23 protein-coding genes and 1 other RNA gene are annotated in these 22415 nt (G+C 35.8%); 15 read left to right on the top strand and 9 right to left on the bottom strand.

Annotated features, from left to right (window positions below; all coding sequences use genetic code 11):
* Window positions 1–136: 136 nt before the first annotated feature.
* The 7 genes from rocD (at window position 137) to KORDIASMS9_RS21160 (ending at window position 4049) form a co-directional block, all read left to right on the top strand.
* Window positions 137–1417 carry an ornithine--oxo-acid transaminase gene (gene rocD, locus KORDIASMS9_RS21190; protein WP_114905315.1) on the top strand — a complete coding sequence of 427 codons (1281 nt, stop codon included), beginning with the start codon at window positions 137–139 and terminating at the stop codon, window positions 1415–1417.
* Window positions 1417–1857, top strand: a complete 441-nt coding sequence (locus KORDIASMS9_RS21185) for a DUF5362 family protein (RefSeq protein WP_162820099.1) — start codon at window positions 1417–1419, stop codon at window positions 1855–1857. The genes rocD and KORDIASMS9_RS21185 overlap by 1 nt, the downstream gene beginning before the upstream one ends.
* A gap of 102 nt (window positions 1858–1959) precedes the next feature.
* The gene (locus tag KORDIASMS9_RS21180; RefSeq protein ID WP_114904776.1) at window positions 1960–2229 is read left to right on the top strand and encodes a hypothetical protein; all 270 of its coding nucleotides are present in this window, start codon (window positions 1960–1962) and stop codon (window positions 2227–2229) included.
* Window positions 2226–2780, top strand: coding sequence for a Smr/MutS family protein (locus KORDIASMS9_RS21175; RefSeq protein WP_114904775.1), 555 nt, complete (start codon window positions 2226–2228; stop codon window positions 2778–2780). The genes KORDIASMS9_RS21180 and KORDIASMS9_RS21175 overlap by 4 nt, the downstream gene beginning before the upstream one ends.
* A gap of 140 nt (window positions 2781–2920) precedes the next feature.
* Window positions 2921–3208: a hypothetical protein gene (locus KORDIASMS9_RS21170; RefSeq protein WP_162820098.1), complete on the top strand. Its 288-nt coding sequence runs from the start codon at window positions 2921–2923 to the stop codon at window positions 3206–3208.
* A gap of 10 nt (window positions 3209–3218) precedes the next feature.
* Complete coding sequence (locus KORDIASMS9_RS21165) at window positions 3219–3614, top strand: hypothetical protein (protein ID WP_114904773.1); 396 nt, start codon at window positions 3219–3221, stop codon at window positions 3612–3614.
* Between the two features lie 153 nt (window positions 3615–3767).
* Window positions 3768–4049: a hypothetical protein gene (locus tag KORDIASMS9_RS21160; RefSeq protein ID WP_114904772.1), complete on the top strand. Its 282-nt coding sequence runs from the start codon at window positions 3768–3770 to the stop codon at window positions 4047–4049.
* A 161-nt stretch (window positions 4050–4210) separates the two neighbouring features.
* Here KORDIASMS9_RS21160 and KORDIASMS9_RS21155 read toward each other — a convergent pair whose 3' ends face one another.
* The 5 genes from KORDIASMS9_RS21155 to KORDIASMS9_RS21135 form a co-directional block, all read right to left on the bottom strand.
* Window positions 4211–6010 (bottom strand): T9SS type A sorting domain-containing protein, encoded by a 1800-nt coding sequence (locus KORDIASMS9_RS21155; RefSeq protein WP_114904771.1) that lies wholly within the window; start codon window positions 6008–6010, stop codon window positions 4211–4213.
* A gap of 21 nt (window positions 6011–6031) precedes the next feature.
* On the bottom strand, window positions 6032–6757 hold the full coding sequence (locus KORDIASMS9_RS21150) for a hypothetical protein (protein WP_162820097.1): 726 nt from the start codon (window positions 6755–6757) through the stop codon (window positions 6032–6034).
* A gap of 2 nt (window positions 6758–6759) precedes the next feature.
* On the bottom strand, window positions 6760–7494 hold the full coding sequence (locus KORDIASMS9_RS21145) for a hypothetical protein (protein WP_114904769.1): 735 nt from the start codon (window positions 7492–7494) through the stop codon (window positions 6760–6762).
* Between the two features lie 9 nt (window positions 7495–7503).
* Window positions 7504–8286 carry a hypothetical protein gene (locus KORDIASMS9_RS21140; protein WP_114904768.1) on the bottom strand — a complete coding sequence of 261 codons (783 nt, stop codon included), beginning with the start codon at window positions 8284–8286 and terminating at the stop codon, window positions 7504–7506.
* A 481-nt stretch (window positions 8287–8767) separates the two neighbouring features.
* On the bottom strand, window positions 8768–9301 hold the full coding sequence (locus KORDIASMS9_RS21135; protein ID WP_114904767.1) for a hypothetical protein: 534 nt from the start codon (window positions 9299–9301) through the stop codon (window positions 8768–8770).
* 143 nt (window positions 9302–9444) lie between these two features.
* On the opposite strand from KORDIASMS9_RS21135, the gene KORDIASMS9_RS21130 reads away from it, so the two are divergent.
* The 3 genes from KORDIASMS9_RS21130 (at window position 9445) to KORDIASMS9_RS21120 (ending at window position 13326) form a co-directional block, all read left to right on the top strand.
* Window positions 9445–10593: a cysteine desulfurase family protein gene (locus KORDIASMS9_RS21130; protein WP_114904766.1), complete on the top strand. Its 1149-nt coding sequence runs from the start codon at window positions 9445–9447 to the stop codon at window positions 10591–10593.
* Window positions 10594–10784: 191 nt separating this feature from the next.
* A complete protein-coding gene (locus KORDIASMS9_RS21125) occupies window positions 10785–12614 on the top strand; it encodes a hypothetical protein (RefSeq protein WP_114904765.1) in 1830 nt (609 codons plus the stop codon).
* Window positions 12601–13326: a glycosyltransferase family 2 protein gene (locus KORDIASMS9_RS21120; RefSeq protein WP_114904764.1), complete on the top strand. Its 726-nt coding sequence runs from the start codon at window positions 12601–12603 to the stop codon at window positions 13324–13326. Before KORDIASMS9_RS21125 ends, KORDIASMS9_RS21120 begins: the two co-directional genes overlap by 14 nt.
* 65 nt (window positions 13327–13391) lie before the next feature.
* Here the strand turns inward: KORDIASMS9_RS21120 and KORDIASMS9_RS21115 are convergent, their stop codons facing one another.
* From KORDIASMS9_RS21115 to KORDIASMS9_RS21105, 3 genes are all read right to left on the bottom strand, one after another.
* Window positions 13392–14036 carry a hypothetical protein gene (locus KORDIASMS9_RS21115; RefSeq protein WP_114904763.1) on the bottom strand — a complete coding sequence of 215 codons (645 nt, stop codon included), beginning with the start codon at window positions 14034–14036 and terminating at the stop codon, window positions 13392–13394.
* Window positions 14037–14164: 128 nt separating this feature from the next.
* On the bottom strand, window positions 14165–16639 hold the full coding sequence (locus tag KORDIASMS9_RS21110; protein WP_114904762.1) for a TonB-dependent receptor: 2475 nt from the start codon (window positions 16637–16639) through the stop codon (window positions 14165–14167).
* A gap of 5 nt (window positions 16640–16644) precedes the next feature.
* Entirely contained in the window at window positions 16645–18345 is a 1701-nt protein-coding gene (locus tag KORDIASMS9_RS21105; protein WP_114904761.1) for a M23 family metallopeptidase, read from the bottom strand.
* Window positions 18346–18529: 184 nt separating this feature from the next.
* Between KORDIASMS9_RS21105 and KORDIASMS9_RS21100 the strand changes: the two genes are divergently transcribed.
* The 5 genes from KORDIASMS9_RS21100 (at window position 18530) to KORDIASMS9_RS23525 (ending at window position 21449) form a co-directional block, all read left to right on the top strand.
* On the top strand, window positions 18530–18820 hold the full coding sequence (locus tag KORDIASMS9_RS21100) for a hypothetical protein (protein WP_114904760.1): 291 nt from the start codon (window positions 18530–18532) through the stop codon (window positions 18818–18820).
* A gap of 18 nt (window positions 18821–18838) precedes the next feature.
* Window positions 18839–19132 carry a cell division protein ZapA gene (locus KORDIASMS9_RS21095; protein ID WP_114904759.1) on the top strand — a complete coding sequence of 98 codons (294 nt, stop codon included), beginning with the start codon at window positions 18839–18841 and terminating at the stop codon, window positions 19130–19132.
* A gap of 53 nt (window positions 19133–19185) precedes the next feature.
* Window positions 19186–19311, top strand: a non-coding RNA gene (gene ssrS, locus KORDIASMS9_RS21090) — 6S RNA.
* Between the two features lie 249 nt (window positions 19312–19560).
* Window positions 19561–21132: a ribonuclease Y gene (gene rny / locus KORDIASMS9_RS21085; protein WP_114905314.1), complete on the top strand. Its 1572-nt coding sequence runs from the start codon at window positions 19561–19563 to the stop codon at window positions 21130–21132.
* Between the two features lie 146 nt (window positions 21133–21278).
* On the top strand, window positions 21279–21449 hold the full coding sequence (locus tag KORDIASMS9_RS23525; protein WP_162820096.1) for a hypothetical protein: 171 nt from the start codon (window positions 21279–21281) through the stop codon (window positions 21447–21449).
* Between the two features lie 60 nt (window positions 21450–21509).
* Here the strand turns inward: KORDIASMS9_RS23525 and xerD are convergent, their stop codons facing one another.
* Window positions 21510–22406, bottom strand: coding sequence for a site-specific tyrosine recombinase XerD (gene xerD, locus KORDIASMS9_RS21080; protein WP_114904758.1), 897 nt, complete (start codon window positions 22404–22406; stop codon window positions 21510–21512).
* Between the last annotated feature and the right edge of the window lie 9 nt (window positions 22407–22415).

Here is a 22415-nt window from a genome sequence, read left to right as displayed (position 1 = left end):
TAATTCGAGGTGAATATTTAGTATTTTGCAAGCCTCTAGGGATGATTTCTCTCCCACGCTGAATTTTCGAGTCTTTCGAAAGGATAAAGGTAGAGAAGGAATGGTAAATTATCTATCATTTAAAACTTTATTAAAAATGGCTGTTTTAGAACAATTAACATCTCAGCAAGCAATTGAATTAGAAGACAAGTACGGAGCGCATAACTACCATCCACTTCCAGTGGTGTTGAGTAGAGGAGAAGGCGTATACGTTTGGGACGTGGAAGGAAAAAAATATTTTGACTTTCTTTCTGCATATTCCGCAGTAAACCAAGGACATTGTCATCCAAAAATCGTCAATGCCATGGTGTCACAAGCAGAAACCTTAACCTTAACATCGCGTGCATTTTACAACGACATGTTGGGACGTTATGAAAAATTTGCTTCCGAATATTTCAACTTCGACAAACTATTACCAATGAATACAGGAGCCGAAGCCGTAGAAACGGCGTTGAAAATCTGTAGAAAATGGGCGTATGAGAAAAAAGGAATCGCGGAAAATGAAGCAGAAATCATCGTGTGTGAAAACAACTTTCACGGAAGAACCACGACGATCATTTCGTTTTCAAACGATCCTGTAGCACGTAAAAATTTCGGTCCTTACACGGACGGATTTATCAAAATTGAATATGACAATGTTGCTGCCTTGGAAGAAGCACTGAAAAGCAATCCAAATGTAGCAGGATTCTTAGTAGAACCAATTCAAGGAGAAGCTGGCGTATATGTACCATCAGAAGGATATTTAGCAAAAGCAAAAGCCTTGTGTGAAGCGCACAATGTATTATTCATTGCAGACGAAGTACAAACAGGAATTGCACGCACAGGACGCTTGTTAGCAACCTGTGGAAACTGTGCTTGCGAACAAAAAAACTGTAGCGGAACACCTGATGTAAAACCAGATGTATTAATCTTAGGAAAAGCATTGTCAGGAGGCGCATATCCAGTATCTGCCGTATTGGCAAATGACGATATTATGAGCGTTATTCGTCCTGGAAATCATGGCTCTACCTTTGGAGGAAATCCTGTGGCAGCAGCAGTGGCAATGGCAGCTTTGGAAGTGGTTACAGACGAAGCTTTGGCAGAAAATGCATATCAATTGGGAGAATTATTCCGTAGCGAACTCAACAAATATATTGAAACTAGTACGATCGTAAATCTCGTCAGAGGAAAAGGATTGTTGAACGCCATTGTGATCGACGATACGGAAGACAGTAACACAGCTTGGGATATTTGTATAGCATTGCGCGATAATGGTTTATTAGCAAAACCAACACACGGAAATATCATCCGTTTTGCGCCGCCATTAGTTATGACAAAAGATCAATTATTAGAATGTGTAAGCATCATTACGAAGACACTTAAACAATTTGAAAAATAGTGCCCATACGCAAACAAGATAGCAATGTATTCGATAACTTCGAATTACGATTAAACGAAAGCTCAAAGAAGTTTCTACGGAAAGCTTCCAAATGGGCTTTCGTGCTTTCTATGATCGGTTTTGTAGCTTCTGGAATTTTACTTTTTGTCGGTATATTTTCGCTGATTTTCTTCAAAGAAGCACAAACGGTTTTTGCAGGTTTTAGTGAATTTCCTCCGTATGTATATGCTATCTTTTACATACTGATTGCCATTGTCAATTTCTTTCCTGGATTATATCTATTTTCTTTTTCTAAAAGAATGAACGCTGCATTGCGCGATAAAAGCACGAGCGATTTAGAAAAAGCATTTTCCAAACTAGGTACATATTTTATATTTGTATCACTAGCAATTCTAAGTAGTATTTTTGTGTTCCTAATTATCATTTTATTGTTTATGTAGCTTTGTAGCTTTTCTTATCCAATCAAAAAGCTACAAATAAAATACAGCTTGCATTTCGAATCGTATAGAAAATACTATTTTTGCATTTTAAATTGATCTAAAGTGAAGTCAACATATACAACAGGCATTTATTTAGTTCTCGTGCTTTCTGGCGGAGGATTATTACTCTTTCGAGAAGAATTTAAAGGCGAAACACAACTCGTTATAACCATCTTTGCAGTTTTTGCGCTCATGTTTGGCTTGTATAAAATGAATGCTTCGCTGACGTCAAATCGACCAAAAGCATATAAACACCAAGAACATTTCAACAGAGAAGAATATTCTAAAAAAGAAGCGTTAAAAGAAAAGAAAGATAATCATAAGGAATCATGAATTTTCAAGTAGGAGATCGCGTAGAAGCTATTGATGATGTTATCAAAGGAGTTGTGCAAGCCATTAATGGCAACACAATTACCATAGAAACAGACGAAGGTTTTCCACTGATGTTTGAAGCTTCCGAATTGGTAAAAATTGCCTCAGACGAAATCGCACGTGACTTATCCAATCAAAAAATATTCAGTGCCATTCAAGAAAAGGAAGCGGCTAAAAAGCCAAAACGCATCTTGCCGAAGTCCAAAAAAGAGCGCATAGAACATCTGATGGAAGTCGATTTGCACATTCATCAACTGACCAATTCGCACAAAGGCATGAGCAATTATGACATGCTCACCTTACAAACAGACACGGCAAAACGACAATTGGAATTCGCCATGAGAAAGCGCATTCCAAAAGTAGTGTTTATTCACGGAGTGGGCGCAGGTGTTTTAAAGGAAGAATTATATTATTTATTTCGTCAGTACGACAATGTAAAATATTACGATGCCAACTATCAAAAATACGGTTTGGGTGCTACCGAAGTTTATATTTATCAAAATCTGAAATAAATAGTAACGAATCAATTTTCTACATGAGAACTCTCCTTATTGTATTTACGCTAGCTTTTTTTGTTTGTTTTTCATGTTCAGAGTCGAAAGATGGGACACAAGCAAAAGTTGAAAGTTATAAATCTGAAATATTGCAGCTAATGGATTCCTCTTTATTATATTATAACAAAGGAATTCAATTGTCAGTATTGGATGTAGAACCAACCGAAGTGACAGCTGTTATTAGTGCCAAAATCGAAAGTTTTAGAAAGGAAATCAACCTTAAATCAAGAGAATTTGCATATAAAGCCCGAAAACTAAATTTGTCTCGTGAAGAATACGATGCATTTTTTTTAGGGTTCAAAAAAAAGACACAGGAGATAAGTGAAAAACATGCTATTTTGGTTGGAATGGGTGTAACGTTTGACACCGATAAAAACGGATACTAATTTTTAACAAATGCAGATAAAATTTCACACAACAGAAAATATCCTAGAAATCAAAGACGGAAGCAAAACACAATTATATTTAGTTAACTTCTTAATCATTATTAACCTATTGAATGCTATAATTTGGCTTGTGAAATCGAGAGGTGATTTTGGCTTTATGGAAATACTTTGGATGGCGATTGGCGCGATTTCATTGGTAACTTTATACTTTATAGTATTCAAGCAATCGTATGCAGAAAAAATTCCCTTAGAAAAAATCAAAAAACTAACTACAAAAACGGTTTTTGGGCAACAACGATATGCGCTACTATTGACAAATGGAAAAACTAGAAATCTTCGAACAGCAAGTATAAAGGATGCAAACGAACTTATAGAAACGTTGACAAAGATTAGCATCTCACATTAAGTTGTATCTTGTAGTTGTGAAGTTTCACGCGAATAGAATTATTTAAAAACACACATGAAAAAATACTTCACTATACTTTTGCTACTATTCTGTATTCAAGTTTCTATTTGACAATCTGAAAAAGAGAAAGCTATTGATTTTTTTAAGTTTGAGATGAAGCAATTGAGTGATTCTTCAGCATATTATTTTGATAAAGGAATACAACTCTTAGAAGAAGGAGAAACTCCCACTAAAATCGCAACAATAATTGGTCCTAAACTCAAAGAACTTGAAGTTGAAATTGATAAAAAAGTATATAGTTTTAAACCAATTATAGAAAAATTTAAACTGAAAGAAGCAGAATCACAAACAATCTTTGAAGCATTGAAAGAAATGTTTAAATACAATCAAGAAAAGTACAAACAACTTACTGAGAATGGAGTAAAAATAGAATAGTCAACTTTTCTATATAAAGTTGACCGTTTTTTTAGGTTAATACTTCATCGGTAAAAATAGTATAGCGTAAATATCCCATAATTTCTGTGGTATTGCTATCGTAACTTCGATTGTGGTAACTTTCATAGTTCCAATGACCGTAGTGTTTCTGTAAAACTAGACTAGTTTCTTACAATGACTTTTTTCGTAAAAGTCTTATTGTTTGCAGTGTTAATTTTTGTAATGTAAACACCGTTGCTCAGTGAACTTGTATCAATCGTATACTCATTTTCGGTACTTACATTTTCATTGGACCAAATGAGTTTTCCTAACATGTCATACAAATGAATGTTTTGGATTGTAATTAAATCAGGATTCTTGATTATTAATTGTTGTTGCGCATTATCTTGAAATATGCTAAAATTAGTAGCAACGATCTCTTCTGTACTTAAAATAGCATCCGTAAAAACAATTTCAAAACGATTGTCATATTCTCCTGCATTTAGGGAAACTTCAAAAGGAAACTGTTTGATATTATGGTATATGTTAGTTTCTAAATCGTGTACGAAAATTTTCTGACTCTCATCAAAATGCTGAATGTCAAAAATACGGACACGAACCATTCCATTGTTGTTTAATTTTAGGTGTAATGGAATTGCCATATTTGTGTCAAAAGGTAATGCTTGTGCTACATAAGGTTCGTTGTCGATAGACCAGTATGCGTCGTTAGCAACATCGGCAGGACTTTTAGATTCCATTCCATAATCAAAACCGTAGGTAGCTTCTGTATCATGAAATGTTTGTACCAATTGGCGAGTGTATACATCGTTAAAATCAATATTTAGACGAAAACGTTTATAATCACTAGGTATTGAGCTGTATGGATTTGAAGTTCCATTAGTTGACATATTTTCATTTTCTGTAGTACTATTTTCTATGAGATTTGTATCTATATTGGCATTGGCAGGTTTGAAAAACTCACTATCTTCATCAGATTGTTTGTAATATTCACGATGTGTATTTTTTGTACGAACTGTTCCTGTTGTAGTTGTACTTCCTTCAACCATAAAGCCTTGTCCAATAGCAATGTATCTATGAACTTGTTTTCCACTAGTACTAGAAGAACCTGTCATATTCAATGAACCTCCGCCATCATAGGTGTCAAATGTAGCTGGAATGAAAGTTTCAACAGTTCCAGAAGCATTAATGGTATATGTGGCATACCCACCAACATAATCGGCAACAAAATGTGACATTACAGATAAATCTTGTTCCCAAAAATAGAGTGTTCCTGTGATGGCAGCAGCATTTTCCGTATCGTGAATATACGCTACGGCATCTAGAGCGGATGGATAAGGATTTCCTACCAATGTCCATTCTCCCACAGAAACACTATTTGCTATTGTACCATTATTGGGTTTTCCTCTGTAATCATACAATTGATTGTTAGAAGATCCACTTGTTCCTTTCATGGTAAATCCAAGTCCAGGAGCGATGTTTCCTGTATCCTCTCTATGGAACCAATCGCTGTATTGTGTAGATGTTTCAAAAGTATAAATCCAATAGCTTGCAATAGTGAGTGGTGATGAAGTTCCGTCAATACTTGTGAATGCAACATCGGTACTTGTAATCAAACCAGTGGCATCATCTATTAAATTTGCTTGAAAGTTTTCGTTTCCTTGGAGAGCGGAATTATTTCCAATAGGAGAACACCAATAGTTATAGGCATAATTGTGAGTAGTTCCGTTTTGGTACATACTCAATTGCCCTATGCCTGAATTTCCAGTAGTTCCAGTTCCTTGAATCAGCTGCGCGTCATTTCGTAAATATATTTTTGAATCCGTTTCATTTAAGTTAACATTATCATTTACAAAAACAACTTGATCATTGACAAATATGAACGTATCATTTCGCACAGACAATTGTGCAAAAGCAATTTGTATGAGAAACACGAAACATAAGGTGGTATATTTTTTTTTCATAAAAGTCGTTTTTGTTAGCAGTTATTTGAGCTTAACAATGATAATGTTTGATAAGCCGCCTGTGACCATTGTCGTATTTCCAGATCGTATTGAACTCATTTCTATGGTAATAATATCATCAGCATTTAGATTTAACGTTTCATTCAAATTCAGAGAACTGTTTTCATGTCCATCTTTAACTTCAACATGAGCCGAGCCAGCAACAGCTCCTGTAGGTGTTCCATTTATAGATATTCTTGCAATTGGATGCGAATTATCAACAGAAGTAAGAGTTCTTATATTTAAAATTATAGTATAGCGACCAGCGGCTTTGACCTGTAACTGATTTCCCGTTTGTACAAAAACACTTGGTAAGTCATTCCGTTCTTCGGTACCAAAAACGGGTGCTGTAATTGATTGATTGATATTGGTAGATGAATTTGTCGTAATGTATTTCGCTACAGAATGTGTTCGAACAGTAGTATCAATAGGTTGCCAACTGCTTCCGTTCCAATAATAAAATCCTGGAAATACATCATTGACCGTGGCCGTATTATAAACAAGTAAACTAACTGAAGGATTCGAAATAGTACTAGTATCCGTAGAACCGGTGAGGGCAACTCTTGGTAGTAATATCCCTTTATTACTTGATTCTATCTTTAAAGCCGCAGTAGCATCCAAGTCTGTTGTATTAATACCCACTTGCGCATCTACCTGAATACTAGCAAAAAGTAGTAACATTAAGGATATGTAAATAGTTGATTTCATATTTACTTTATTTTAGTAATAGTAATATTCGACGTTCCAACAGAGGTAAGATTTACAGGATCACTCTTGTCAGAATCTCTTCTTACTTTTATATTAATCACATCATTTGCATTAAGTTCCAATACTTCTATCAGTGTGATTGATGCGTTTTCGTTATCACTACTTTTTCCATCTATATAGCCTGTAGAAGCCAAGGAACCTTTATTAACACCATTGACTGCTACTTGTCCAGCAATTGAGTACCCCGACTTAGCAATGTTGTAATACAAACTGGCTTCAATTTGATAGGTGCCACCAATTCTAACAGTAATAGCATTATTTGAGCTATCAACCGTGTAGATTGCTGGGTTATCATTCCATTCGGTAGCTCCAAAAATAGGAGCATTGGAAAATGACGAAGTATTGATATTTGAAGTAATATTTGTATTGCTACATTTTACCGATTCTTGAAATCCGGTAATAAAACGATCCCATTTTGTACCATTCCAGAAATAATATCCTGGATATACATCGCTAACCGTGGCGGTGTTAAAAATTAACAGACTTGTTTCTGGATTCGGAATCGTAGCTGTGTCTGTTGTGCCAGTTAGTGTTATTTGCGGGATTAGAATCCCCTGATTTGTGCTTTTCACTTCCAACATGGCTGCGTCATTTGGACCATCTTTGGTGCCAATTCCTACTTGCGCATTTAGAAATGAAGACAATAAAATAATAAAAAGGTAGCTATAATTTTTCATTTCATTTATTTAAGAACCGATTCTTGTAATAACGATGTTCGATGTGCCAACACTTTCAAATCTACAATTATCATTATCGTTACTTCCATCTTCTATTTTTGTGTTGATCGTAATGATATCGTTCGCATTCAAATACAGTGTTTCAACTAATAAAGCGCCATCATATCTATGATTGTTACTGTCTCTCATGTGACCACAAATTACTTGCGATCCCCTCTTTACACCATTTATTTTTACTTGATGTGTAGGTGCTGCAGAGTTGTTGTTATCAACGTTGTAAATGTATGTTTGTAGTATAATTTGGTATCTTCCAGGAACTTTTACCTGTAATTGATTGCCTGATTGTACAAAAATTGAAGTATCATCACTCCATTCTAGATTTCCGAAAATTGGCATATCAGTATCAGAAGTTTGATTCAAATTTGTAGTAACATCTGTATTTGAATACTTTACAGATTTTCTTCCACCTGCTTGAAATCGAACCCATTTTGGATACGTTGTATCATAATAATAAAATCCAGGAAATACATCATTTACAGTAGCCGTATTATAAACAAGTAAACTATGTGTAGGATTCGCAATAGTAGTTATATCTGTTGTAGAGTTTAAAGAAACTCTAGGAAGCAAAACTCCTTTTGTATTAGATTCTACATCTACTATGGCACTAGATTTTGGATTTTCAGTTCCTATGCCTACTTGAGCGTGTACAGAAATAGAAGTAAATAATAATAAAGCAGTGAAAATTATTTTAACAGATACAAAGCCAACACTTTTTTCAGAAAAACATTTCATGATATCTTCAGCTATAAGGTTTAGGGGATTGTAAGATACTTAATAGCATAGCAAATTTTTATTAGTAAATAGCTAGTTATCAGTATTTACGATGTATGGCATTTTTATTCGGTGAATTACACTTATCCACATGTGCTCACATGAATTTTATATAATTCTTTATATATTTTTTTGAAGAAAGTTAGTTTAAAAAACTTACACAAATGTTATGGTTAGGTTCTTGTCCTGTTATTTTAAACCATGAAATTCACAAAGCTATAAGCTCTTGAATTTTATTATTTAAAGAAAAAAATATTGCGTTTTGAAAAGGATGAAATTGATTCTAAAGTTATGTCGAATTCGTGTCAAATGTAAGTATAGTAGTTAAAACGACATTATAGTTTACAAGCTTTCATTCGAATTAAGTAAGTATAAATAAATGGCGAACCGAGAAAATAGTAAAAATTGAATAGCATAAAAACCAACACCCAACACCAAAAACTTACTCTACCACAGTAGTCATTTCGCCAAAAACAAACTCACCATAACGTACATCTTGTCCGTTGGTTCCTGTAAACACAACATCAATAAAAACCGTATTGTGTTTATATCCTGTAATTTCCATAGTATCACTATCCAATACTTCGGTGGTTGTTACTTCCACAGTTCCTGCAACAGCGGTATATTCTAGCGTTATGGGAATGTCAGAAGGCAATTCGTCACAAAAATAACCACTGGTAATACTCGTATCAAAACTTCGGTAAAAGCTAGAAGCGTCACTATTCAACGTTGCGGTTCTAGGCATATCCGTTTCGGTAACTTCATTGATATACAAATTGGAAGGCGCTTCTAAAATCACAGTTTCTGTGCCGTTTATTTTGAACAATAGTGTCACTCCTGCAGGAATGCCCGAATCTGAAGTACAAGCTTCTACCGTAGCAGTTGTTTCCAAATCAATTTCTTCAACAGTCAAATCTCCATCATCACAACTAAAAAAAGTACAGGCGATTGCAAAAAGGAATACTATTTTCTTCATAAAGGTGTCGTTATATTTTAAATCAAAATCAGCAACAAAAGTATTAAGAAAACTCTATTTATTTCGAAACATATTGTTAATAATTTTATTTCGCCTATTTTTGTTCATCTTTTTACATCCAATCCTATTTATAGAAATATTACATGAAGAACGTATATTTTGATAGTGCAGCCACTACACAAATTCGACCACAAGTTGTCGATCGTATCAAAAAAGCTTTAGAAGAAAATTTTGGAAATCCTTCTTCCACACATAGTTTTGGTCGCTCGTCTAAAACTTTGATAGAAACTGCCCGTAAAACCATTGCAAAATACTTAAATGCTTCTCCACAAGAAATTATTTTCACGTCGGGCGGAACGGAAGCAGATAATATGGCATTGCGTTGTTCTGTGAGAGATTTGGGAGTTACGACCATTATTACGTCTCCAATTGAGCATCATGCAGTATTGCACACGGTAGAACAATTGCGTATAGAAAGCGATATCAAAGTAGCGTATGTAAAATTGCAATCCTGTGGAACGCCTGATTACGACGATTTAGAAGCGCTGTTAAAAGCAGACAACTCTAAAAAACTAGTCAGTTTAATGCACGTAAATAACGAAATTGGAAACTTATTGGATGTAGACAAAGTAGCAGAAATTTGCAAAGAATACGGTGCTTTATTTCACTCAGATACAGTACAATCTATCGGACATTTTGAATGGGATGTGCAAAAAACACCTGTCGATTTTATGGCAGCCGCAGCTCATAAATTTCATGGACCGAAAGGAATTGGTTTTGCATTTATTCGAAAAGATTCTGGATTAAAACCATTAATTTTTGGTGGATCGCAAGAACGCGGATTCCGAGCAGGAACGGAAGCAGTACACAATGTCGTTGGTTTGGAAGAAGCATTCCGCTTGGCGTATGAGAATTTGGAAGAAGAAAAAAACTATGTGGAAGGTTTGAAAAGTTACTTTATGGACGAACTTAAAAAAGTATTGCCAGAAGTAAAATTCAACGGAAACTGTCATGAAACCACCAAAAGCACGTATACCTTAGTAAATGTGTGTTTGCCATTCGATCAACAAAAAGCCTTGATGTTGCTTTTTCACATGGACTTAAAAGGAATTGCCTGTTCCAAAGGAAGCGCTTGCCAATCGGGAAGCAGCAAAGGTTCCCATGTATTGCGCGCTATTTTAAACGATGAAGATTTAGAAAAGCCATCGTTGCGTTTCTCGTTTTCAAAATTCAATACCAAAGAAGAAATTGATTATGTCATACAGACGTTGCACGAATATGCGAATTCGTAGGTTGATTGAAAGATTGAAAGATTGAACGTCAAGCTGAACTTGACTCAGCTTCTCATCATACATACTAAACATAGAAAGTGAGTTCGTAAAAATGAATTCACTTTTTTTATAAAGACAAGTCAACAAGAAAAGATAATTATCTTTATATTGAAACACCAATCAAACCATGACGTATTGAAACGTCAAAACGCATGATTCAATCTATTGCTTCCAACCAAAAACTTCACAAAATAGCATACATTTTCGTGCTAGTGATTGCGTTTTTTGCAATTTACAGCAGTATTTTCGATGCAAAAGTCAGTCTCGGTGGCGACAATGCGAGTTACTATATTTTAGGAAACGCCATTGCTGATGGCGAAGGCTATACCAACATTCATCACGTAGAAAAAGAAGCACATTATCATTATCCGCCAGGCTATCCACTGATCATTTCGGGAGTTGTTAAATTTATTTCAAACGATATTGCTACGATTAAAATAGTGAATGGATTTTTTCTTTTGTGCGCTATTTTGTTGTTATTTTTTATCGTAAAAAAGCTTTCACAGAATGATCATTTGGCATTTGCGGTAAGTCTCATCAGTTTGCTCAACTATCATATTTTAGGCTATTCCACCATCATGATGAGTGAAATTCCGTTTCTATTCGTTTCGCTAGTATGTATTTGGTTATTTCTAAAAATAGACTTCTCGAAACCTGTACTCAAAAACGGAACTTTTCTCGCAGTAGTAATCTGTCTCTCGTTTTCGTTTTACATTCGTTCGGTAGCATTGGCGCTATTTGCAAGCATGATTGCGTTCTTATTCTTAAAAAAACACTGGTACTATCTATTCAGTTTGATCGGTGGTTGTATCCTATTATACATTCCTTGGCTCATTCGCGGCATGAACGCAACAGGAAACACCTACATTTCGCAACTTTCCTTAAAAAATCCGTACCAACCTGAATTGGGAACGATTGGTTTTTCAGACTTGATCGATCGAATTTTACTCAACCTAGAACGCTACATCACCAAGGAAATTCCTTCGGGAATGGCTTCTACGAAAGAAATCATCTATTCGGATGCTGCGGCACCTTTTGCAGAATGGTTGCTCGGTTTTTTATTGCTAGCTGCGATCGCTTTCGGAATCTATAAACTATCAAAATTCCGAACGTTTATTTTACTCTATGTACTTGCTTTTTTCGGCTTATTACTCATTTGGCCAAGTGTTTGGTATGGAACACGTTTTATCTTACCATTACTTCCAATCTTAGTTTTTTTAGGCGTTTTTGGTGTGATGGAACTCTTAAAACTGAGCTGTTCAAAAATCGGTTGGTCGTCACAAAAAATCGTTCCTGCGCTTATGATTGTTCTATTGGCGAGTGGATTCATTTTCTACGGAAGTAGTTCCATTTCTAAATTGCACGAAAAAGCAACTACAGACTATGCAGATACGTATAAAAACTATTTCGCTGTGGCGGATTGGATCAAAAAAAATGCGGAGGATACTTCTGTAACTGCGGTTCGAAAAGAAGGATTATTTTATCTTTTTTCAAAAAAACACGTGACAAATTACCAACGAACACTTGATAAAGAAGCGCAAATAGCATTTTTAAAAAGTAAAAAAGTACAGTATGTTGTGGTAGAACAATTGGGCTATTCTTCCACAAGTAAATATTTAGTGCCTGCAATGGATCGGTATCCGAACAAATTCAAAAACATATTGAAATTGCCAAATCCGAACACCTATTTAATGAAGTTTCAACCAGAATTAGGCTATTCGGGCGATTGGAAAAATGACCAACGCAATGGCATTGGAACGTATCTTTGGGAAGATGGACAACAATACGAAGGCAACTGGAAAAACAATGTGCGACACGGACCCGGAATACTCTCATTTGCCAATGGTGAAACGCTAGAAGGAATCTGGAACGAAGGAAAACTACATGGAGAAGTGGTAAAAAAAGACCGCACAGGCAAAATAATCGAGAAAAGTAGCTACAAAAACAACGAAAAAGTACAAGTGATGTATGAAGCTAACTAAACTCACCATTATTATTCCTGTGTACAACGAATCGGCAACGGTTCGTCAGATTTTAGACAACATCAAAGCGGTGCAATTGGTGAACGCTATTCAAAAAGAATTTGTCATTATAGATGACGGTTCGCAAGATGATTCCAAAGCATTGGTGCAAATGTTTATCGACGAAAATCCTTTGTTGGACATTCAATTTTGCACACACGAAAAAAACCAAGGAAAAGGTGCTTCTATTCAAACAGGAATTTCAAAAGCTACAGGTGAATATCTCATCATTCAAGATGCAGATTTAGAATACAATCCCGAAGAATACAATGTGTTGTTAGTGCCTGTTTTGGAAGGTGTTGCCGATGTGGTGTATGGTTCTCGTTTCCTTCATAAAGGAAAAAAACGCACTTCCTATTTTTGGCATTACAATGCGAATAAGTTTTTAACGTTTCTCTCCAATCTTTTCTTAGGGTTGAAACTTACCGACATGGAAACTTGTTATAAATTGTTGAATACAAACATGATGAAATCCATCACAATCACCGAAAAACGGTTTGGATTTGAACCTGAGATTACCGCAAAAATTTCCAGAATCAACGGAATTCGTTTACAAGAAGTTTCCATTTCGTATGAAAGCCGACGTTACAATGAAGGTAAAAAAATTGGTTGGAAAGATGGTGTGCGTGCCATCTATTGTATCTTAAAATATGGTTTATTTCGGATGAAGTAAATAATTACATCAAAAAGTTGTCTGAGGTTCTCGAAGACAGCTTTTTGAGGTTTCAAAGACAACTACTAAATTTTCTCCTCGTACGGAAACTTTCTACTAGCTATACGCATCATTTTATTAATGATATTTCGTGTGTTTTTTCCCGATTTACGATTGATGGTTTTTTCATATCGCCACAATAATTTTCCATTATTTTTATTGCTCAATTTGATAATGATTTTACCGTAATCCGACTTCCCTTTTAAATAGGTAACCAAATCAAAAGACGTATCCACATCTTTGGAAAGTAAGAGGCGAGAAGTGAGCGTTCCGCTGATAATCGCATCTACTTTTAAAATCTTACACAATTCTTGCGGTGCATACAAGTCCATGTCTTCCGACGTAATCTCTGCTTTATGTAGCAAACGATTGGTTGTATTAATATCTTGAAATTCAATTTTGAGTTTCTTCTTACGTTTTCTATTCAAAAAGTAACTTTCTAAGGCTTGTTGTACAGCAATACCTTCGCTTAATTCTAATTCTTTCAGTTGTGCTTCGCTATAGGTTTTTTTGTCAGATTTTAAATTGAGCGTCGTTTGAAACGGAAGAATCGCAATGATTTGATGATCTTTTGAAAGCTCCTCAAACGAATCGCTTACGTAAATCTTTTTTTGTGCGTTGCTTTGTTGTATTCCGAAGCAGATGATAAGTATAAAGAGGATTTTTTTCACAATAATATTCTTTTCAAATTCAAATTACGATAGGGTTTTGAGTTATGAGTTGTAGGTTTGAGTGACAACAAACAACAAACAACAAACAACCAACAACTACACCTGTCACATCGAGCGCAGTCGAGATGCTAAAATCGCATACTCATCTTCACATTAAATACACGTCCTGTCAAGAAATTAGGAATTCCAAACTGACGTTTTGTATACACATCGCGAACCCACGTATTGGTAATGGAATTGAAGGTGTCAAACACGTTGAAAATCTCAAAACCAACACTCAAATCTTTGAAGGCAGATAGCCAATGTCCTTTATCAAATTGCTTGTCTTTGTCCACCAACACATACGAAAAACCTACATCAACACGACGGTAATCTGGCAATTCGCTTTGAAACAAATATGGATCTGAATAACTTGGCGATCCGCCAGGCAATCCTGTATTATACGTTAAATTTAAGTATAATTTTAAATTTGGAATCTTACGCATGTAATCTTGAAATAACATGCCAAACTGCATCCGTTGATCCGTCGGACGTCTGATAAATCCACGATCATTGATGTTTTCTTCGGTACGTAAATAGCTAAAACTTAACCAACTTTCTGTTCCTGGGACAAATTCACCATTCAAACGCATGTCCAAACCATAGGCAAATGCTTCCGCGGCATTATCAGCTCTGTAGCGAATTCGAACGTTTTCAATCGTATACGCATTTACATTCGATAAGTTTTTATAATACGCTTCGGTGGTCAGTTTAAAAGGTCTTTTCCACAATTTAAAACTATAATCATTTCCCAGCACGACATGAATAGATTGCTGCGCTTTTACATTCGGATTTACAACGCCGTCAAAACCACGCAACTCTCTATAAAAAGGCGGCTGATGATAAAATCCACCTGAGAGACGGAACAACATGTCTTTTTCCCAATCAGGTTTGATGGCAATTTGCGCTCGAGGACTTACCACAGCTTGTGTATTGCTTTGAATTCCGTCGCCATTTACGGTCCAACTGTGCGCGCGTACACCAATATTTGTATACAAATCATGTTCGCCCCATTTCGATTGCTTACTCCATTGTACATATCCTGAAAAACGGTCAATTTGAGTATTATTTCGAGCGCGAATCGACTGAAATGGTTCCAATGGACCTTCAAACGCTTCGTATGGTTGGTTGTTTATAAAATCAGGTAATGGTGGACGAATGGAAAAACCAGCAGAATCAATCACTTCCCATTCAATCAAACGATCGCGAATGTCTTCATGTGTGTATTTAATTCCCCAATCTATTTGGTTGTCTTCTTCGTCAATTTCGTAGGTTCCTTTGTGTTCTACGTTTACAATTAAGGCATCTAAATCGTTTCGTCCGTGATTTAATTGGGAACCAATTCCTTCGCTAAATTCAACTTCCCCCAAATCTTCATCGCCAATATTTGCATTTACTTCCCCCAAACGATATTGCGCTAAAATGTCAAAATGCTCCTGTTCTGTGGTATGATACATAGAAGCGATGAGTTTCAGCGTGACATCATCATTCAAGAAATAATTCGCTTTAAATGCTCCAAAATACGTTCGGTAGCGGTCTTGTTCTTGTCCTTCATAAAAAATCAACAACGCAATCGGATCTTGTAAGGTTCCAAAATTGGTTTGACGCGTCAACGGTTCGTAATCATAATCATTTAAGGAAACATTCCCTAAAAAGTTCAAATGAAACTTATCTGAAAATTTATACGTCATATACGTTTGAAAATCCGTAAAACGCGGTCTAAAATTTGTTTCCGTTTGTCTGCTATTTACCAACAAACTATTGTCGCGAAAACGAATTCCTGAAATGGTCGAAAATTTACTGTCGTTACTAGACGTTTCTAGTGAAGCACTTCCGCCCAATAAACTCAGATTGACTCTTCCGCCAAAGCGAACCGGTCTTTTATAGGTAATATCTAATACAGAAGATAATTTATCGCCAAATTTTGCTTGAAATCCTCCTGCAGAAAAATCTACGTTTTGTACCATATCAGTATTTACAAAACTCAATCCTTCTTGCTGTCCCGAACGAATTAAAAACGGACGATACACTTCAATTTCATTCACATACACCAAGTTTTCGTCGTAGTTTCCACCACGAACCGAATATTGTGTACTCAATTCATTGTTATTACTCACACCTGGCAATGACATAATCAAATTCTCCACACCAGGATTTGCGCCAGGAATCAAGCGAACTGTTTCCGCAGAAAGTGTTGTAATACCTTCTACCGCTTTCCGTTTTCGGGAATCAATCACTACTGCACCAATTTGTTCTGCTGTGGTAGACATGACAGGATAAAAATCGTAATCTTCTCCGTTTTTCAACTGCACCGTCAGTGTAATTGTTTTGTGTGCAATATGTGTAAATGTCAGGGTTACTTTTTCATTGGCGGGAATCACAATCTTAAAAAAACCATTTTTGTTGGTTTGTGTTCCGGTACCGACAGATGTTTTAATATTTACGGCGTCAATAGGCTGATTATTAGCATCTAAAATAACTCCTCTTACGGTTCCTGTCTGTGCAAATAGAAAGCTTGCAAACAATAAAAAAGCTAAGAAAAGTGTACAACGTGTGGGTTTCAATAGTATTAGTTTTTGGTTTTTCTATAAAATGTGCTGGTAAATGTAGTATTATTTCCAACATTATCAGTAACGATCAACTTTAAATTATGTTTTGCTTCGGTAAAAATAATATCGTTAAAATCGTAGGTCAACAGGTTTTTTTTTGGATCATATTCAAATAAAATCCATTGTCCGTTAATGCTTCCACGAAAACTGCGAACACCTGAAAGATCGTCTGTGACTTTTACTTTTAAGTATTTTTTGGCGGAAATCCACTTGTCTTTAGCAAAGTTGATAGGTTTCACTTTGGGTGGAATGGAATCTTGTGCTAAGAAATACGTGCCCAAACTTTTGGTACTTGTCGTAAATGTGGTGCCTTTCTTTTTGGTTTTACTATAGGATGGTTTTTTCTTGCGATCCAAACTGGCAATAAATAACTTTTTGCGCGCTTTCGCGGGATATTTAGACACATCAAACGAAATGACGAAGTTTTTATGTGCCGCCACTTTTTCGTTGTGTATGTTGTAGCGTCCTTGTGTATCTTTTGATAGATCGAAATAAAAATCTTCATAAAAAGTATTCTTCGGAATGAACACACTGACGTCTTCTTTCTTTAGGGAATGTTCTGCATTACGAGTAATGAAGTTTTTCGTGATACTTTCCGTTCGCTTTCGCGTGATTTTTTGTTGCTTCCCTACAATCGGAATGGTAATCGTGGTCATATTGTTTTTAAAATCCTTCACTTTCAAAACCACTGTATATTCTTTTCCTTCTTCAATGTGAATGCGTCCGTTATCGACAACATTGTCATAAATACTCAATTTATTCGCGGGAATCAAAAAGCAGCGTTGTACGCGTTGTTTTAGCTTTTTGAAACGTTCGTAATCAATCAACGTATTAATGTATCTCGATTCGCCAAACGAAAACTTATTAAAAGTGTAGCTGAAATTTTTCACGCCATTTACAAAGCTTTCCAGTTGATAAATTCCGTTTTTATTAAAGGCTAAATCTTGTCGATCGTATGAATTAATTCCCAAGCCAATCACGCCGGAAGCGTACACTTTTGAAGTCGTAAAGCTATTTTTTTGTGTTCCTTTTTTCAATTGCAGTTGCACAATTTTGCTAGAAGCATTGATTTGTGCCGAATCGGAAAGTGCGTAAGCAAACACGCCATTTACTTTTGGATGGTGCGAATCTTTCACTTCTATACCAAACAACATCGGATTCATAGGTTTTGATGCTGCATCGCGAATTTCAAAATGCAAATGCGGTCCGCCCGAAGAACCACTATTTCCAGAATATGCAATTACTTCTCCTTTTTTCACCACCAATTCAGACGGTTTTGGGTAGAGTTGAATCGCGTAACTTTCTTTAGCATATTGTTGTTTCTTTAAATATGCTTCTAACTTTGGCGCGAGTTTTTTCAAATGTGCATACACGGAAGTATATCCGTTGGAATGTGTCACGTAAAGTGCTTTTCCAAATCCCCAGCGTTGAATTTTGATGCGTGAAACATGACCATCACCAATGGCAAAGACTTCAAAACCTTCTTTCTGCTTTGTTTTAATATCAATGCCCGAATGAAAATGATTGCTTCTCAATTCGCCAAAAGTTCCTGACAAAATGATCGGAATATCTAGCGGTGACCTAAAATCGGTATTGATAATTTCGTTCTGAGAATAGGCAAAAGAAAAGAAAAGTAAAAAAATAAAAAACAATCTGTTCATAAATCAAAATGCGTTTTGAAAAGCTAAAATAGCTAATACTTAGTTAATTTCGAATCTTTAAATTCAAAAACTACACCAAAAAAAGTAAGAATCTTAAAGCTTTACTTTAAATAATAGTCAAAACCCTTGCGAAGTTATTTTATGAATGCTAAATTTGTAACCATACGCATTGAATAAAAATGTAATGAATAGTACTTTGAAAATCGTTGATTCTCTTGAAAATAGAGTCAGTAAAATGCTTCACAAGCTTGCAGTTTTGGAGCAAAAAAATCAACAACTACGACAAGAGTTGACCAATTCAAAGGAAGAATCGCAGCGTTTACAACAAGAAATCTCACAATGGGAAGAAAAGTATAAATCGCTGAAAATTGCAAATTCAATGCTCGGCAGTGATAACAACAAAAAAGAAGCTAAGCTTAAAATAAATACATTAATTCGTCAAATTGACCATTGTATTGCACAATTGGCTGAATAAATAAGAGTTCTTTACACTATGGACAACAAGCTCAAAATAAAGCTTTCTATTGCGGATAGAGTGTATCCGTTAACCATTTCGGCAAGCCAAGAAGAAGGATTGCGGAAAGCGGCAAAAAAAATAGAAGAGCGAATTAAACAACTTGAGCAAAGTTATGCAGTAAGAGATAAGCAAGATGTGTTGGCAATGTGTGCCTTGCAATTTGCAGCACTAGCAGAACAAAAAACCATCGATAAAGACTCGAATCAAACAGCATTAGAAGAAAAGCTAAAAGCGCTTGACGAATTACTGAAAGCACAGCTTAGTCAATAAGTTCTTTAAAATATAAATAGGTTACTGCCTACATTGGTTTTTATTTTTGATAAACTCAACGTTAATTTAATTAAAAAGAGTGAGTCATGGTTGTAAAAGCAGGCTGCTAGTACAAATTCGTTTGTATTCGGGCAGATCCTTGATCAATCTGTTAGCTCTAAACTTGTTTTTTGGAGTTTATACAAAACTCTAATCAATGTAGGCTTTTTTAGTGAAACTCTGTTTTGAAAAGCTTGAAGCGTGTCACATCGAGCGCAGTCGAGATGCGAACACAAAAATGTAAGTGGAACTAACAACCCTAAAAATCACACTTTTTGTTTGAAAACGTTGCAAAGCACATTTCAAACCGAAAGTGGAACAATCGCCACTAAAAAGTGGACACTAAGGTTTTACCTTAAACAATTATTACAAATTAAGATCGATAGATGATGGAAAGCACAACAATCATAATTGCAGTCGCCGCAGGTGCGATTGGATTAATCATAGGTTTTGTCATTGCCAAGAGCTTGGAGAAAAAACAAGCTTCTAAAATGATAGAAGAAGCCAAAAAAGAAGCTTCTGTAGTATTAAAAGAGGCAAAATCAAATGCCGAAAACATTAAAAAGGACAAAATTCTTCAAGCGAAAGAAAAGTTCTTAGAAATGAAAGCCGAACACGAAAAGTTCATCTTATCAAAAGATAAGAAAATGGCAGAAGCTGAAAAGCGTACGCGTGATAAAGAATCACAGATTTCTAGCGAGTTGTCAAAAAACAAGAAATTAAATCAAGATTTAGAATCAAAAGTAAAAGATTACAATTATCGCTTAGATTTTATTGATAAGAAAAAGTCTGAAATTGACCGTTTGCACAAAAGTCAAGTAGAACAACTGGAAGTAATTTCCGGATTGTCTGCGGATGAAGCGAAAGAACAATTGGTAGAATCGCTCAAAGAAGAAGCCAAAACAGATGCGATGAGTTACATTCAAGGAAAATTGGAAGAAGCAAAACTCACCGCACAGCAAGAAGCGAAGAAAGTTATCATCAACACCATTCAACGTATTGGAACGGAAGAAGCGGTAGAAAACTGTGTGTCTGTCTTTAATATTGAATCTGACGACGTAAAAGGTCGTATTATTGGTAGAGAAGGACGAAATATTAGAGCGTTGGAAGCCGCGACAGGTGTAGAAATTATTGTAGATGACACACCAGAAGCGATTATTTTATCTTGTTTTGATTCGGTTCGAAGAGAAATTGCACGTTTATCATTGCACAGATTGGTTACGGATGGACGAATTCACCCTGCACGAATTGAAGAAATTGTAAAGAAAACGCGCAAGCAAATTGACGAGGAAATTATTGAAGTCGGAAAGCGTACCGTAATTGATTTAGGAATCCACGGATTACATCCAGAATTGATAAAAACGGTTGGTAGAATGAAGTATCGTTCTTCGTACGGACAAAACTTGCTGCAACACTCGCGTGAAGTTGCAAAACTTTGTGGTGTGATGGCTGCTGAATTAGGATTGAATCCGAAATTGGCAAAAAGAGCAGGATTGTTACACGATATCGGAAAAGTACCTGATACGGAAACGGAAGTACCACACGCAATCTTAGGAATGCAATGGGCAGAAAAGTACGGTGAAAAGGCAGAAGTTTGCAATGCTATTGGAGCACACCATGACGAGATAGAAATGAACTCATTATTATCACCAATTGTCCAAGTATGTGATGCGATTTCTGGCGCAAGACCAGGCGCACGTCGTCAAGTATTAGACAGTTATATTCAGCGTTTGAAAGACTTGGAAGACATTGCGTTCGGATTTACAGGTGTAAAGAAAGCCTATGCAATTCAAGCCGGAAGAGAACTACGTGTTATTGTAGAAAGCGAAAAAGTAGACGATGCGAAAGCAGCAGAATTGTCGTTTAATATTTCACAAAAAATTCAAACGGACATGACCTATCCTGGTCAAGTAAAAATCACGGTAATCCGTGAAACCAGAGCGGTGAATATCGCGAAATAAGCATTCAAAAAATATTCAATTCATTATAAAACGTGAATACCAAAGTTTTCTTAACTACGGTATTCACGTTTATTGTTTATGGCAAAACAATGACGGAATAGGTGTATTTATGGTTAATTTTAATATATAACCTAAATAGTTCCCACATGTTACAAAAAATCTTGAATCTAACTGGCGTTGATGCACTTACGAAAGTACAGCAAGTGCAAGCCAGCGGAGGAAAAGAATCCTCCGTAGCCGCTTCTTTTATGTGTTACTGTAACAGTATTTTTGTAGGTCAAAAAAGTTCCGTGAAGGAATGTTGGAAAACTTGCTAGAATTAGTAATGCTAGGAAAAGAAGAAAAACAGCAGTCTTTATAAAAAGGTTGCTGTTTTTTTATGTTCTTGGGTGAAATTTTTCCATAATGTCCGCCAAATGTTTTCTGTCGACATGCATGTAGATTTCGGTTGTAGTAATGCTTTCGTGTCCTAACATAAGTTGTATGGCGCGCAAATCGGCTCCATTTTCCAATAAATGTGTGGCAAACGAATGGCGAAAGGTATGTGGAGATACATTTTTTTTCAATCCAATTTTTTCTACAAGTCGTTTGATAATGGTAAAAATCATTACGCGCGTGAGTTGTTTTCCGCGACGATTCAAAAAAACAGTATCACTAAACTCAGGAACTTCCTTTACAAAAGGACGCGATTCTTTTACATATAGAGTAATGTGTTTTTGTGTAATGGGACCAATTGGCACGAAACGCTGTTTATCACCTTTTCCCGTTACTCTGATAAAACCTTCATCAAAGAATAAATCGGACAACTTTAAATTCACTAATTCGCTGACGCGCAAACCACAACCGTACAAGGTTTCAATAATAGCTTTATTGCGATGTCCTTCCGAAGAGCTCAAATCAATAGCATCAATGAGCTTTTCAATATCTTCAAGTGCTAAAGTATCCGGAAGTTTTCTCCCAATTTTGGGCGCTTCTATCATTTCCATCGGATTGTCTTTTCGATACTCTTCAAATACCAAATAGGTAAAAAAGCTTTTCAAACCAGAAATAATACGCGTTTGTGATCGTGCATTGACAACTTTCGCAATTTCATAAATAAAGCTTTGCATGGTTGCCTCGTCAATAGACAAAGGAGTATCATTAATTTTAGTGCGTTCTATATATCGAATTAACTTCTCAATGTCGTGCGAATAATTAACAATTGTATTCTCTGATAAACCGCGTTCGATCTTCAAAAAATGGGTAAAATCCCTAAGTGCATGCGTCCATTTCATAAAAAAGGC

It is taken from the genome of Kordia sp. SMS9, assembly GCF_003352465.1.
Lineage (GTDB): Bacteria > Bacteroidota > Bacteroidia > Flavobacteriales > Flavobacteriaceae > Kordia.
The sequence above is the reverse complement of the archived record's forward strand: the minus strand, read 5'-3'. Positions and strand labels throughout refer to the sequence as shown.